The 13,976-nt window shown below is 39.9% G+C and carries 15 protein-coding genes; 8 read left to right on the top strand and 7 right to left on the bottom strand.

Annotation, left to right across the window (positions count from 1 at the left end; translation table 11 throughout):
• Positions 1–126 precede the first annotated feature (126 nt).
• Both ACFX4N_RS14195 and ACFX4N_RS14190 read left to right on the top strand, forming a co-directional pair.
• Positions 127–873, top strand: a complete 747-nt coding sequence (locus tag ACFX4N_RS14195) for a YwaF family protein (protein WP_192100076.1) — start codon at positions 127–129, stop codon at positions 871–873.
• Between the two features lie 133 nt (positions 874–1,006).
• A complete protein-coding gene (locus ACFX4N_RS14190) occupies positions 1,007–1,525 on the top strand; it encodes an NAD(P)H-dependent oxidoreductase (RefSeq protein WP_057273864.1) in 519 nt (172 codons plus the stop codon).
• Positions 1,526–1,552: 27 nt separating this feature from the next.
• Here the strand turns inward: ACFX4N_RS14190 and ACFX4N_RS14185 are convergent, their stop codons facing one another.
• Together ACFX4N_RS14185 and ACFX4N_RS14180 are read right to left on the bottom strand one after the other, a co-directional pair.
• Positions 1,553–1,918, bottom strand: a complete 366-nt coding sequence (locus tag ACFX4N_RS14185) for a hypothetical protein (protein WP_029323815.1) — start codon at positions 1,916–1,918, stop codon at positions 1,553–1,555.
• Positions 1,919–2,130: 212 nt separating this feature from the next.
• Positions 2,131–2,862: an LCP family protein gene (locus ACFX4N_RS14180; protein WP_371410214.1), complete on the bottom strand. Its 732-nt coding sequence runs from the start codon at positions 2,860–2,862 to the stop codon at positions 2,131–2,133.
• A 537-nt stretch (positions 2,863–3,399) separates the two neighbouring features.
• Between ACFX4N_RS14180 and ACFX4N_RS14175 the strand changes: the two genes are divergently transcribed.
• The 3 genes from ACFX4N_RS14175 (at position 3,400) to ACFX4N_RS14165 (ending at position 6,052) form a co-directional block, all read left to right on the top strand.
• Entirely contained in the window at positions 3,400–4,074 is a 675-nt protein-coding gene (locus ACFX4N_RS14175; RefSeq protein WP_053487663.1) for a hypothetical protein, read from the top strand.
• Positions 4,075–4,149: 75 nt separating this feature from the next.
• Entirely contained in the window at positions 4,150–5,250 is a 1,101-nt protein-coding gene (locus ACFX4N_RS14170; protein ID WP_057273862.1) for a M24 family metallopeptidase, read from the top strand.
• Between the two features lie 223 nt (positions 5,251–5,473).
• Entirely contained in the window at positions 5,474–6,052 is a 579-nt protein-coding gene (locus ACFX4N_RS14165; RefSeq protein ID WP_013084584.1) for a suppressor of fused domain protein, read from the top strand.
• 41 nt (positions 6,053–6,093) lie between these two features.
• On the opposite strand, the gene ACFX4N_RS14160 is transcribed toward ACFX4N_RS14165, so the two are convergent.
• From ACFX4N_RS14160 to ACFX4N_RS14150, 3 genes are all read right to left on the bottom strand, one after another.
• Positions 6,094–7,035 carry a DMT family transporter gene (locus tag ACFX4N_RS14160; RefSeq protein ID WP_029323811.1) on the bottom strand — a complete coding sequence of 314 codons (942 nt, stop codon included), beginning with the start codon at positions 7,033–7,035 and terminating at the stop codon, positions 6,094–6,096.
• Positions 7,032–7,712, bottom strand: a complete 681-nt coding sequence (locus ACFX4N_RS14155; RefSeq protein WP_013058601.1) for a GntR family transcriptional regulator — start codon at positions 7,710–7,712, stop codon at positions 7,032–7,034. The genes ACFX4N_RS14160 and ACFX4N_RS14155 overlap by 4 nt, the downstream gene beginning before the upstream one ends.
• Before the next feature lie 75 nt (positions 7,713–7,787).
• A complete protein-coding gene (locus tag ACFX4N_RS14150) occupies positions 7,788–8,306 on the bottom strand; it encodes an acyl-CoA thioesterase (RefSeq protein ID WP_013058600.1) in 519 nt (172 codons plus the stop codon).
• A 150-nt stretch (positions 8,307–8,456) separates the two neighbouring features.
• Between ACFX4N_RS14150 and cuyA the strand changes: the two genes are divergently transcribed.
• Positions 8,457–9,449 (top strand): D-cysteate sulfo-lyase, encoded by a 993-nt coding sequence (gene cuyA / locus ACFX4N_RS14145; protein WP_057273860.1) that lies wholly within the window; start codon positions 8,457–8,459, stop codon positions 9,447–9,449.
• A 35-nt stretch (positions 9,450–9,484) separates the two neighbouring features.
• Here the strand turns inward: cuyA and ACFX4N_RS14140 are convergent, their stop codons facing one another.
• Both ACFX4N_RS14140 and ACFX4N_RS14135 read right to left on the bottom strand, forming a co-directional pair.
• Positions 9,485–10,834 (bottom strand): sensor histidine kinase, encoded by a 1,350-nt coding sequence (locus ACFX4N_RS14140; RefSeq protein ID WP_013058598.1) that lies wholly within the window; start codon positions 10,832–10,834, stop codon positions 9,485–9,487.
• Positions 10,831–11,502, bottom strand: coding sequence for a response regulator transcription factor (locus ACFX4N_RS14135; RefSeq protein WP_053487660.1), 672 nt, complete (start codon positions 11,500–11,502; stop codon positions 10,831–10,833). The genes ACFX4N_RS14140 and ACFX4N_RS14135 overlap by 4 nt, the downstream gene beginning before the upstream one ends.
• Before the next feature lie 222 nt (positions 11,503–11,724).
• Here ACFX4N_RS14135 and ACFX4N_RS14130 point away from each other — a divergent pair, with 222 nt between their 5' ends.
• Positions 11,725–12,999 carry a S1C family serine protease gene (locus ACFX4N_RS14130; protein ID WP_013058596.1) on the top strand — a complete coding sequence of 425 codons (1,275 nt, stop codon included), beginning with the start codon at positions 11,725–11,727 and terminating at the stop codon, positions 12,997–12,999.
• Entirely contained in the window at positions 12,996–13,898 is a 903-nt protein-coding gene (locus tag ACFX4N_RS14125; RefSeq protein WP_098449428.1) for a peptidyl-prolyl cis-trans isomerase, read from the top strand. Before ACFX4N_RS14130 ends, ACFX4N_RS14125 begins: the two co-directional genes overlap by 4 nt.
• The last annotated feature ends 78 nt before the right edge of the window (positions 13,899–13,976 follow it).

Genomic DNA, 13,976 nt, shown 5'->3' with positions numbered 1-13,976 from the left:
TTAGATTGGCGTGATTTCGTTATGTCTCAATCTCTTTTTAATGCGGGAGAAGCATTAATGAAAATGAGGCCTTATGAACAAGCTAAAGGTACCGAATTTGTTTTCTGATGGAAGGGAGGCGCTTTTATGAATTCATTTTTTACGTGTCATCCTGTACAACATTCCTTTCAGCTTTTTTCAGTTGAACATCTTGTAACTTTAGCTATTATCGTGATCATAGGAGCATTTATTTTTTTGTGTCGAAAGCAGCTGCGAAAAAAGATGTTTGTGTTCATTTTGCTTTCACTCATTCTAATTGCTTCAGAAACAGCCTACCAGGCTTGGGAAATCAGCTGCCATCAGTGGTCCGCTGAAACTTCCTTGCCTCTTCAGCTCAGCGATATAGTCGTGCTGCTGGCTGCTGTTATGCTGATAACCAAAAGCAGGCTTCTTTTTTATTTTGTGTACTTCGCAGGAATCAGCAGCTCTGTTCAAGCGATGATTACCCCGGACCTTGGCGGCTATGCGTATGCCCAGTTTCGCTATGTGCAGTTTTATGTATCGCATGGCGGTGTGGTACTTGCTTGCTGTCTGCTAATTGCTGTCTGCAGATATAAGCCGACGTTTCGTTCTTTATGGGTAAGCGTAGTATCTGTTAATCTGTACGGAGGTTTTATCTATGCTATGAATCGTTTACTCGGGGCGAATTATTTATACATGATGAAAAAGCCAGAGCACGCTTCCTTGCTGGATGTTCTTGGACCTCATCCTTGGTATTTAGTATGGATTGAAGGAATCATGATTCTTAGCTTTCTTGTCCTTTATCTGCCGTTTTGGGTACATAAAAAAATTAAAGGTGATAAAAACAAAGGCAATTTTATTGAAGCAAAATGATAATACTGGTAGTTTATAAATGTAAACGAATTTCCTGACTGAAAAGCAAAGAACGAGTAAACAAGCCGTTAGAGGCAAGCATAAAAATAGAAAAGAATAAAGCAGGCACAAATATCAGAAGGAGAGTATCAAAATGAAAACACTGGTTATTTTAGCGCATCCAAACTTAGCATCTTCTCGTATTAATAAAGCGTGGGCAGAGCGAGTAAAAAAAGAAGAGAATGTGTACGTTCATGATTTATACGCAAACTATCCCGATTTCAAAATTGATGTAGAAAAAGAGCAGGAGTTAGCTGTTCAATTCGATCGTATTGTTTTTCAATTTCCATTTTACTGGTACAGCTCACCAGCACTCTTAAAAGAGTGGCAAGATGTTGTCTTAACATACGGCTGGGCTTATGGAAGCAAAGGTACTAAACTTCACGGAAAAGAGTTTGTCGTAGCTACTTCGACAGGGGGCCCTGCAGAAGCTTATCAAGAAGGGGGATACAACCGTTACCCAATGAATCATCTGCTTCTTCCTTTTCAAGCTATGGCAAATTTAACAGGTATGAAGTTTCAAACTCCATTTTTATTTCAAGGAGCAGGCGGTGATCTGAGTGACAAAGTTATTCAAGATAGTGCAGAAAGCTACGCTCGATTACTAAGATAATAAAAAAAGCCGCGTCACAGCGGCTTTTTAATTTGCGTTTGTTCGTGAGAAAGAAGTAAGCAGCTTTTGAGGAGCGATATCTAATCCTTCAATTAGTAGTCCTGTCATAGCCGTTAGACTCCCGACTTCAAAAGATTCCCCGGCTCTCCAAAATGCTGATTCACCTTGTTTGATATAAATTTTCAGTCCGTTATCGCCAGCTACCCAGCCTTCCCCGTGAACGACTAAAAGAAGCTGTGGAATCGTAGCTTCTTGACGAGGGGTATAATCATTTTCTTGAAAAGATAAAAAGCTGATTTTGACATCTCCAGTATGAGAAAGTAATGGGTTTACTTTATAGGTAGAATGAAGAAAGGAACGCTCTTCTTCAGCTTGAAAACCATATAATTTCATCATTTCATCTCCTTGGCTAAAAAATATAAAAAGAAGTCCTTCTCCTTTCATATACGCATGTAACAGCAAAAATAGAACTCCAAAGAAACGGTTGTTTCTAGGAAAATGGCTTCATTTTTTGTCGAAGCTGAAAATTTTTTGAAGGATAGGGAGGAAAAACAGAAGTTTTTTTGAATAGTATAAAAAAGGTGTCCGCTAATGGACACCTTTTCCTAATTTAAAAATGATTGTAACGCTTGTTTGTTTTCTTCAAGGTCGATGCTTAAAACAGCACCAATACCGGATATTCGTTCATTTGAATAGGAACCTTCAACCGGTAAACGAAGAGATTTTAAATCTGGCTGATTTCCAACTAAAAAATCTTTTCCTATCACAATAAATGTTTTTGGCGGAATATTTGTATCCACATATGGATCAATGACTCCCCATAGCTTAGGAGCTTTCGCCAGCGTCTTTACTTGAAGAGCTTCATCCATTAATTTACCGATCACTTCTTGTTGACGCTTCACGCGCCCGAAATCACTTTGGCTATCATGTCGGAATCGCACGTATCCTAGTAATTTATCTCCGTGAAGAGTTTGTTTTCCAGGTTTTAGCGTCATGCCAATTCCTGATGACATTTCGTGCGGCACGGTAACCGTAATTCCCTCAGGGGCAATCGTATCGGCAACTTTAGAAAAACCTTTAAAATCAACAACGGCATAATAGTTTACATCTAAGCCGAAATTTTCTTTAATTGTCTTACGCATTAATTCGGGCCCGCCAAATGCATAGGCTGAATTTAATTTGTTTTTGCCATGTCCAGGAATATCCACATATGAATCACGCATCAAAGAAACAATTTTAGGCTGATTGCTGTCTTTGTCATAATGAGCAATCATGATTGTATCGGCACGCGAATGTTCTTCACCTCGAGAGTCAATTCCAAGAAGCAGCACATTCATGCTATCTAAATTGGCACTTGCACCATTAAAATCAAATTGTCCATCTTTCCCAAAAGCTCCGTCTGCTTCTGCTAACCCTTGTTGGTATTGATAATACACATACGCACCAGCGGCGATTACAAGAATGAGAAAGAAAAGAAGTAGCTTTCTAAAGCGTTTCTTTTTTCTTTGCTTTTTTCTTTTATGTTGTTTACGTTCTGTACGTTCTTCCAAATGTCTCACCATCGCATTCAAAAATATTAATACTTTTTTGTTTGAAACCAATTATGCAAAAAATTATAAAACGACATAATAAAATTAACACTAAGGAATTAGATTAGCAAGTACGTTCACTAGTAAATCTGCGAAGGCGGCTAAAATAAGAGAAGTGTACAAATAGAAGAAAGAGGAAATAAAGGTTATTTTTCTCGAGGATATTTGTTATAATTTATCATAGTTAGGGAAAAAGTTCTGTCTTTTAAGAATGGAATAAGAGGAAAGTCTCTGTTTGTGGAGAATCAAATATAGGTCTAAATGTAGAAAAAAGGAGTGAAGCGAATGAGTATATATGTGTCATCTTCGAACCTTGTGCTGATTCCAGAAGCGGCGTTAAGTCATTGGAAACCTTATGGCGCGGGGGAATTGACCGGAGCTATTATTTCAGGTAAAGATAGTGCTGAAATAATTAAAGAGCTTAATCAATCGTCTATTCTGCCTTTTACAAGTTTTTTCTATCGAAAGCATTTTGTTATTCTGTTTGATAAAGAACAAGTGAAAAATCATTTTGAACAGCTGCTTTTATTATATAAATCTCAGGGCTATATTTTTTATTCTTCTACTTTATACGATGATCATTGGTCCCAGGTCCTTGAAGGAACGAAGCAGCTGTTAACGGTAAATGGACAAGTGGTGCCGGTGCTTGAGCTTGAACAAAACGGTGAATTTGATGTTGTGCGTGATGAAGGCGGTCTGCACATTGTGATAGATGATGACGAAGACGAAGAGAAGCAGCTAGAAAAAAAAGTTCATGAGCTTCCGCTTGAAGAAGGTACCTATTTTATTGGCGATCCGGGATTTGTTGAAAACCGGGACATGCTGGTAAAAGAATATTTTCCTAAAGGTACGTACGAATTTATTTATAGATACGGAGAAAATGGCTGGCTGATGAAAGTAAGTATTCAGCGAAAAGCGATTAAAGAGCAGCTTACTACTCTTCACGCGGCTTTGTCTTAACCTCTATTCATTGTACAATATTGCTAAATAACTATGTTATAATAGTAATATTGCACAATGAAAGGGGTTTTTTTAATGGAAGCACGTTTACAAAAAGTCGTATCGTGGCTAAAAGAAAAGAATGTAGAAACGGCCTTTATTTCGTCAACCGAAAACGTATTTTATTTAACTGGATTTCATACGGATCCGCATGAGCGTTTACTTGGCTTATTTGTGTTTAACGAAGCGGAGCCGATGCTTGTTTGTCCATCAATGGAAGTGGGACAAGCAAAAGAAGCCGGCTGGAAATTTGATGTGATTGGATATGAAGATCATCAAAATCCTTGGGAACTTATTAAAGAAGCTTTACATAAACGAAACGTAATAGATGTGAAAAAGGTTGCTGTAGAGAAAGAGCAGCTGCTGTATGCGAGAGCCGAAGAACTGCTTAGCCTATATCCAAACGCTGAGCTAGTCGGAGCAGAAGAGAAGTTAAATCAGCTGCGTTTAATTAAAGATGAGCGTGAAGTTGAGATTCTGCAAAAGGCAGCTGCCTTAGCTGATTTTGGTGTAGAAGTAGGCGTAGCTGCTTTAAAAGAAGGCGTTACGGAAATGGATGTTCTGGCTAAAATTGAATACGAGCTAAAGCGAAAAGGAATTCGTGAGATGTCGTTTTCAACGATGGTTTTATTTGGTGAAAAAACGGGAGAAGCGCACGGGAACCCAGGTCTTCGCACGTTAAAGCCAGGAGATATGGTTCTGTTCGATTTAGGTGTAGTGCTAGACGGATACTGTTCAGATATTACGCGTACAGTCGCTTACAAGTCCATTAATGATAAGCAAAAAGAAATCTATGAAACGGTACAGCGCGCCGAGCAGGCAGCTCTTGAAGCTTCCAAGCCCGGCACTCGCATTGGCGACTTGGACATGGTAGCACGCAATATTATTACAGAAGCAGGGTATGGAGAGTATTTCTTGCATCGTCTTGGTCATGGTCTTGGCATCAGCGTGCATGAGTTTCCTTCAATGAGCCGCAACAATGATGATGTGCTTCAAGAAGGCATGGTATATACAATTGAACCGGGTATCTATATTCCAGGACTCGGAGGCGTGCGTATCGAAGATGATGTAATCATTACAAAAGATGGATACGAAACGTTAACGAAGTACCCAAAAGAATTACAAATTATTTCATAATAATGTCATAAAAAATAGAGGCTGCCATGGTGCAGGCTCTATTTTTTATGGGAAAAGAAAAAATTGGTTAAGGTTTCTTGTTTGCTTCTTGGTACAATTTCATAGTATGTTACGAAACGATAACATTTCTATCACATTTTCTAAAAACTATATCGTAAGCGAGTGCAGTAGTATATGCTGTACAGTAGGGAGCTTTTTAAGGTCGCAAGCAAGGAGGTTTTTTATGAGTAATTTTACAAAAGATGAAGAATTAATTATACATAAAGCAATAGATGTATTTGGTCAAAAGGATCGAATTGAAGATTATTCAGATGAAAGAAAAAAGCATGGTATTCACGTTGTGGCGTGTGAAAACCATCCGCGTCAAGACGTAACCGCGTATGCAACGCTCGGTGGACATCAATGTCCGACAGGCTATACAGTTGGAGGGATCCCGCTTCGAATTGAAATCGTTGGGGCTTGTCATGAGGAATTCGGTATTTATTCTGCTATTTTAGCAAACTGTATTTTCCATATGATGAAATCTCATGTGTCCATCTTCCCAGGAGCTATTTATAAAGACGTTATTGCAGTCCTTGATGACAGCTTTCATATGCAGCACATTTTGCTGATTCCGCCGTTTTTATGGGATAATTTTTCAACGATTGAACTATCTGATAAAAAAGTAACGTTCCTGCAGGCCGTTCCGATTTCAGAAAATGAACGTGCTTTTGCACTTGAGTACGGGGTAGATTCGTTGCTAAGCCGCTTTGATGCTGAGCAGGTGAATGTCTTCAATTTAGAAAGAAGATCTGTTGTATAAACAAAAAGAGCGCCGACTGAGACGCTCTTTTTTCTTATTGATTAGTAGGTCAATTCTTTTTGCGGTATAGCTTTTTTATGACTCGTTTGGTAGCTGTGAAGCACCATGCCTGCTATGATAACTCCCATTCCAACCCAAGAAAGAATCGATGGCAAAGGACTTGATAGAAGGAAGACCTCTCCTAGCAGTGCAAATAAAACTTCCATCGATTGTGTAGCTTCAACTGCACCTAACTTTTGAGAGTCTTTTTTAACAAGGTCGGTTGCTGCAAAAAATAAAACTGTTGCACATACTCCTGAAAGTAAAGCAACTAAACTGCTTTGATAAATCTGAGTTGTTTTTGGTAGTCCATCGGTCACGTAGGCATAGACAGAAAGAATAATCCAAAACGGCAGGCTTGAAAGCGTCATTCCAAGCACGCGCTGAAACGTATTAAGTGACGACACCTCCATCATTTTACGGTTGCCAAGCGGGTACGCAAAAGAGGCAATCAAAATGGGAATGGTACAAAGCAAGGCAGTAGCGGCCGACAGTTCAGTCGCATGCTCAAGCTGCATGAGCACAACTCCTATTAAAATAATAAACGAAAAACCTAGCTGCTTGAAAGGAATGCCTCCTCGCTTCTTTCCTTCTTTGTAAAACAAAGGAGCTAGGAGAGACCCCGATAAAATTGTGATTTGCCAAGTTCCTGCAATAAGCCAGCCGGGACCGTAGGCTGAAGCAAAACAAAGAGGAGCGTAAAATAAGCCAAATCCAACCGTGCTCCAAAGCAGCCATTTTTGCGGCTGGGCTTTTATTTCTGCCACCACAGGTTTAATACCACCCCAAAAATAAACGAGCACAAGCAAAAGAGGTACCATAAAAAAATAGCGCAGCGACGCGCTCCACGCCCAGCTGCCTCCGGATAAATCCATCGCTCGATTTAAAACGAATGTAAAAGCAAAAAAGAATGATGCAGCAATGCCTAATAAAAGAGGCTTCACTTGGATTCCTCCTCACTTGTCAGCGCTTCACCTAGCGTCAGCCAGTTCGTTTCGACAAGCTGCGTTGTCAGTGCGGCATCTTTTTGACGACAAGCGTTTATGATTTCTTTGTGCTGATCAACGGAAGCAAGACTAGAAAGAGAAGAAAAGCGAGCTATTTCTAAACGCTGAATTTTGGCGCTTGTTTGTTTTACAACACGCTCTAGCTCTATATTGTTCGCCCGTTTTAAAAAGACGGAATGAAATGCTTCATCCGCTTCAATCGCTTTAAGGACATTTCTTGTTTTGATTGCATGTTCTAGAGATTGATTGTGTTTGATTAGTTCGCCCATATCTTCTTCTTGTAACGAAGTACAAGCCAGCTTAGCAGCAAGTGCATGAAGAGCTGCGACGACAATAAAAGATTGTTTTGCCTCCTCAAGGTTTAATGGAGCCACTTTTGTAGAAGAGCCAGGTGTCGTTTGGACAAGGCCTTCATCTTCAAGTCTTTTTAATGCTTCTCGAACAGGAGTGCGGCTAACTCCAAATTGCTCAGCCAGTTCTTTATCCTGAAGCTTTTGTTCCGGCTGAAATTCAAGCATGACAATATTATGTTTAAGTGTTTGATAGACTTCTTCTCTTAAAGAAAGTCGTTTGAGAGGTTGAATGTTATTTTTCATAAAACCAATATATCGCATATTACATTAAATAACAATGTGAAAACTAAAAAAACTTCGTCTAAAAAGCAGACAGCTGCTTTTTAGATGAAGAGCTTAATTACTGCTGCGCAAAGATTTAGATAAAATGCTCGCAATCGCTTTGCTGTGCTCAACCTGCGTTTTTTTGGACTCTTTTCGTTCAAGAGCTACTTTTTGAAGACTTTTTTCTTCTTCAGTTTGAGCAATAACTTGAGGAACGGGGGCAGGTTTCCCGTTTTCTAATGCAACAAAGGTAAGAAAAGAAGTAGCTGCAATACGCTTAATGCCCGTTAACAAATTTTCGGCAATCACTTTAACAAAAATAATCATAGAGCTTTTTCCTGTAACAACAACGAATGCTTCATATGAAATAAAATCTTCTTCGGTGACGGGTTCGATAAAGTCAACGTGATCAATGGAAGCCGTAACACACGACTTTCGGGAATGTTTAGCTGCTGAAAGAGAAGCTGTCATGTCCATGTCAGCGACAATTTTCCCCCCAAAAAGGGTGTGGTGATTGTTTAGGTCATTTGGAAAAATGTGCTGTGATTTGACTACTCGTGAGACGCTGCAAAGTACTGCTTTTTCACTCATTGAAAACACTCCTTCAAACTGTTTATATGGTTTAATGTATGTTGACTACTTGTTCTTATGTATACAAGTTATAGAAAGCCTTTTCGTAAAAAGCTCTTCAAAAGCTTCTATATGGTAAAATAGAACAAATATGAAAGAGAGGATGAGAGCATGAACTTAACTCAATTTTCTAGAAGAAAATATACGGATTCCCCTACACCTTTAGAAAAGCTATCGGTTTTATCTCAGCAGTTAAATGGACCTTCAATTTATATGAAGCGCGATGATATGCTTGGACTGACAGGGGGCGGGAATAAGACGCGCAAGCTTGAATATTTAGTAGCTGATGCAAAGGCGCAAGGAGCAGACGTGCTTGTAACGTGCGGTGCGATACAATCCAATCACTGTCGTTTGACGCTCGCTGCGGCTGTAAAAGAGCAAATGAAATGCGTGCTCGTACTGGAAGAAGGGGAAAATAAAGCAAGCGATCAGCCGACAGGAAACTATTTTCTTTATCATTTATTAGGCGCTCATGACATGCGGTTTGTCGCTGAAGGTTCTGATTTGACAGCGGAAATGAAAAAAGTAGAGCGAGAGCTAATTGAAAAAGGTCATAAGCCTTATTTAATTCCAGTAGGAGGTTCGAATGTTATCGGTGCAACCGGATACGCTGCCTGTGCACAAGAGCTGCTTATGCAAAGCTATGAGCAGCAAATAAAACTTAGCCACGTTGTTTGCACAAGCGGCAGCGGAGGCATGCACGCAGGATTAGTGGCAGGCTTTCAAGGTCTTCAAAGTGACGTATCTGTTATTGGAATGAATGTCAGTCGTGCTAAAGAAGAGCAAGAAGTAAAAGTTGCTAAGCTGACGAGTGAACTTTATGATCATTTACATAGTAAAACGCCTTTTAAAAAAGAAGAGATTGTGTGTATGGATGAATACGTAGGTCCAGGATATGCTGTTCCGACAGAAGAGATGGTGGAAGCAGTCAAACTTGTGGCCAGTACGGAAGGGATTTTATTGGATCCTGTGTATACAGGAAAAGCGATGGCTGGTCTAATTGATTTAATTCGAAAAGGTTATTTTAATAAGGATGAAAATGTGGTGTTCGTCCACTCAGGCGGTTCACCGGCTCTTTATGCCTATACATCATTTTTTTCATAAAAAAGCAAGGGATTCGACTCCCTTGCTTTTTTAGTTTATATAGGAATAGTAAGTGAAAACGTTACTCCGGTGTCTGTATTTTCAGCCGTAATTGCTCCATCGTGCATCGTAACAATACGCTTTACAATGCTTAAGCCAATACCGAATTCACCGTTTGCTCCTTTTTTAAACGGTTCAAACAAGTGTTGAAGCACGCTTTGATCAATCGGCGGACCATCGTTGCTGATTGTACATTGAACGTTCGTTTGGTGTTTAGCAAGTGAAAGTGAAACCTTCGTCTCGGCATAGCGCAGCTGATTGTCGAGTACATTTTCAAGAACTTTTGTCCATAGCTCTTTGTCTCCTTTAATTGTTGCGTTTGCGTCGTCAAATTCCCACTGTATTTCAGGGCGCCTCCACCGCAAGCGATCCACTACTTCATGAAGAAGTGCAGTAAAATCAAAGTCATCTTGTGCAAGCTGATGAGTGGACATATAGTCAAGCTTGGTTAAGTAAAGCAAATCGCGGATTTTTTTCTCAAGATTTTTAGATTCATCTTCAATAACTTTTACCGTTTGAGATAAATCACCTTTTGGATAAATGCCGTCTTGAATCGACTGAGCGTAGCTTTGAATAACCATAACCGGTGTTTTTAAATCATGTGAAATATTTTGAAGCAGCGTTTGCTGTGCTTCATCTTTAGATACGAGCCTTTTGCGCATTTGCTCGATCGAGGCGCCTAGCTTGCCAATTTCATCGGAACGGTTGACTGTAACGGGCTCATGCCAATTTTGTTCGGCAATTTTTTTTACATCTTTTTCAAGCGATACAAGCGGCTTGCTTAAATATCTTGATAGCCAAATAGATGGAAGCCAGCTGAATAGAAATACAATTGAAATTACAAAAAGCAGCTGTTTAAACAGAGTAGAAGTGAGCGCGTTGCGATACGTATCCCACGAAAATGAAAGCAAAAAAGCAGGCTGTCCGTTTACGCTTACTTTTCGAATTACATAAAAAAGCGTCCGGTTGCCGAGATCTTTTTCATAGCGAGCGACGATTTTCCGCTGACTGATTGCATCTTCCTGTGCTTTTCTCAAAAAGTCTTGAGGCAACACCCGTGATGAAAAATAAGAGATATCCGCATGTTCAGGCAATAAAATATGATCCACGGTTCGATTGCCAAGTGTTGGTTCACTGTCTTCATTGCTAAAGTAGTATTCACCTGAGCGGCTTGGCAAGCCGTATTCTTTTAAAATATGCTGTTCATTTTCAATAGTGGTATAAATTTCATTCGTGAAGAACTGCCTGAGCGTCGTTGGGAATAAAATAGCGAGCAAAATTGAAATAAGCAGTAAAATACCGGAGATGACGAGCCAAATTTGAAATGCAAGCGACTTGTTTTTCATGCTTTCATCATCCGGTATCCGTATCCGTAAATCGTTTCAATTCGTGCTTGCGGCATTTTTTTACGCACGCGCCTTACTAAATCATCCACCACTCGGTCTGTGCCGAAATAATCTTCTCCCCAAATGAGATTCAGCAGCTGCTCCCGTGAAAAAGCCTGTCCAAGGTCTTTTGAGATAGTGACAAGAAAATCAAATTCTTTAGACGTTAAATCAATCGGCTTTCCATTTTCACTGACCGTACGGGTATGTAAATCGATTTCATAAGGAGTCAGCGTAATGGTATCGGTTTTCTTTTGATTGGAACCATATACGCGGTTTAGCAGTTTGTTTGCTCGAATAACTAGTTCACGAGGCAAAAAAGGCTTTGATAAATAGTCGTCGCTGCCCATTTCAAGCCCAAGAACCCGGTCAATATCGGCATCGCGGGCTGAGATGAAAATAACAGGCACATGTGGCGTTTGCTGCTTGATTTCGCGAATGAGCTGATACCCGTCAATGTCAGGCAGCATAATATCTAAAATCCACAGATGCGGAGGAGTTGCAATCATTTCTTTGGCGTCCGTGCCATTAAAAAATGAGCGAACGTCCCAGCCTTCTTTTTGAAGGTAAAGGGTTAAAACTTCGTTTAAATTTTGTTCATCCTCTACTAAATATAGTGTAAAGCTCAAATTTGACACCTTCCTCTGAATATATGAAAATTAAGGTAAATAAAGCATATTACGCCATATATGCGCGTTTCTTTAAAGGTCTATGTACCCGCTATTATACTACGTGTTTGCTGTTATAAAGAAATTTTTCACAATTTCACACATTGTTTTGATACTTATCCCAAACTTTTATTTTATAGTATAGATAACATAAAATTTGCTACGTTAAAAGGAGTGTTTTTCATGGATCCACGTGATTATGAAAGAGAGCAAGAACGAAAAGAAGAATATGAAAACCGCCAGCAGCGCTATGATCAGTATCAGCCTGCGTCATCATCACAGCCTCCAAGAAGACGCTTATTTCCAGTGATTGCATCTTCTATCGCCGGAGCAGTGCTAGGGGGAGGAATTGTGCTATACGGTGCTCCGCAGCTGGGGTTAATAGATTCAGCTGATACGCAAACAGCGAATCAAACAACGCAGACTCAAACCGCAACAACAACGAGCACCACGCCTCGAACAGTAAGCACAACCGTGAATCAGTCAGATCTTGTTTCAGTTGTAAATAAAGTATCAGCTGCTGTTGTAGGCGTGAACAATATTCAACAGCAAACAAATCCATTTTCTGGAGATACCCAAACGCAAGAAGCAGGAACGGGTTCCGGTGTTATTTTCAAAAAGGAAAATGGAAAAGCATACGTTGTGACCAATAACCACGTTATTGACGGCGCAAGCGAAGTAGAAGTGTCACTTTCAAACGGACAAAAAGAAAAAGCTAAGATTGTCGGAGCTGATGCGCTAACGGATTTAGCGGTGCTTGAGATGTCTGACAAAAATGTTGAACAAGTGGCGAAGTTCGGGAAATCATCGGATTTAGTAGCGGGTGAAACGGTGCTTGCAATCGGAAATCCTCTTGGTGAACAATTTTCTCGTACGGTCACACAAGGTATCGTGAGCGCAGCAAAACGCTCTGTCCCTATTTCAGAAAATTGGAACGTAGATGCAATTCAAACGGATGCGGCGATTAATCCAGGAAACAGCGGCGGTGCCTTGATCAATTCTTCCGGTGAAGTAGTCGGTATCAACAGTATGAAAATTTCAGAAGACAATGTAGAAGGCATCGGCTTTGCTCTTCCAAGTGATGAAGTGCAGCCGACGATTGAACAGCTGATGAAAAACGGAAAAATAACGCGTCCATATATGGGGGTAGGTCTTCAAGATGTAGGTCAGCTTTCAGCTGCAACAAAACAAAACCAGCTAGGCCTAACCAGCGATACGTCTGAAGGAGTTGTCGTAACGACGGTTGAACCATTCTCTTCTGCTTCTGATGCAGGTTTACAATCAAAAGACGTGATTGTTGCCATCGATGGAAATGAAGTCAAAACATCCAGTGATTTACGTCAATATCTATACACAAAACGTAAAGTAGGAGACACGGTAAAATTAGACGTGTATCGAAATGGAAAAAAACAAACTATTTCTCTGAAGCTTTCAGAGCAGCAGGATAACAATGGATGAGTTCAACACCGTTAAAGCTGCTGCTAGCAGTATTAACAGCGTTCGGATTTTTAACCGGCTGCGAAGGGAAGCATTCAAACACGATGTTTCCTTCTGTAGAAATTAGTCAGCTATCTTCTACCAAAGAACTGGCAGCGTATGAGGGAGGCAAGGTGACAGGAGCTGAATTCAACCGTTTTTTAGCCGTTGAAGGGTTCTTAAATCCAGATGCTCCGCTAAATGATACGAGCTACCGCAAAGAGTTATTGCGGCAGCTTGTTATGCAAAAAATCTTAATTTCGCATCTAAAGACAAGCGATAAAGTACAAAAACAAGTCGAGGATATGTGGAAGCAAATTAAACGCTCATATGACGAGGATACAAGAAAACAAGGTTATGAAGTGTTAAATATTCGTTCCAGTGATGTAACCAACCAGCTAACGAATCAGTTTAAATTAGAAGAATATTTTCGTAAACAAATTACGTCTGATGAACTAACTGCTTACTATAAACGTATTGAAAACGATCTAACGCGCGTATCTTTTACGCAGCTGGCTTTTTCCACTTTACATGATGCCGCTGCCGCTGCGGCTGAACTGCAAAAGGGAACATCGCTTCAGGACGTTCAAAAAAAATATGCTGATGTCCAGACAGTGAGCAAAATAGAGAATGCTGATAATCTAAAGCTTTCAAGTTTATCTCCCTCTTTTATAGATGTTTTAAAAAAACAGCACATCGGAGAGAGTAGTGAGCCCATTAAAATGGGTAAAGTCTATTATATTCTTATTTTAAAACAAAAAGATAAAAAAACGGAATCAGAAGTCAAAGAAGAAATGATGAAAGAACTTGTTTTGAATCATATCAACCGGTATATCCAGGATCAACTGCCAAGGTTTCACGTGACTTTCAACCTTAGGTAGTTCCCTTTTATATAGATTGATTGTTTTCAAAAAACAAGCAGGTAAAAGAGCTTTCTATTAATAGAGAGCTCTTTTACA

The sequence above is a fragment of the Priestia sp. YIM B13551 genome, from assembly GCF_042787905.1.
Lineage (GTDB): Bacteria > Bacillota > Bacilli > Bacillales > Bacillaceae_H > Priestia.
Note: the sequence above shows the minus strand (reverse complement) of the source record. Positions and strands in the feature narration are given on the sequence as shown.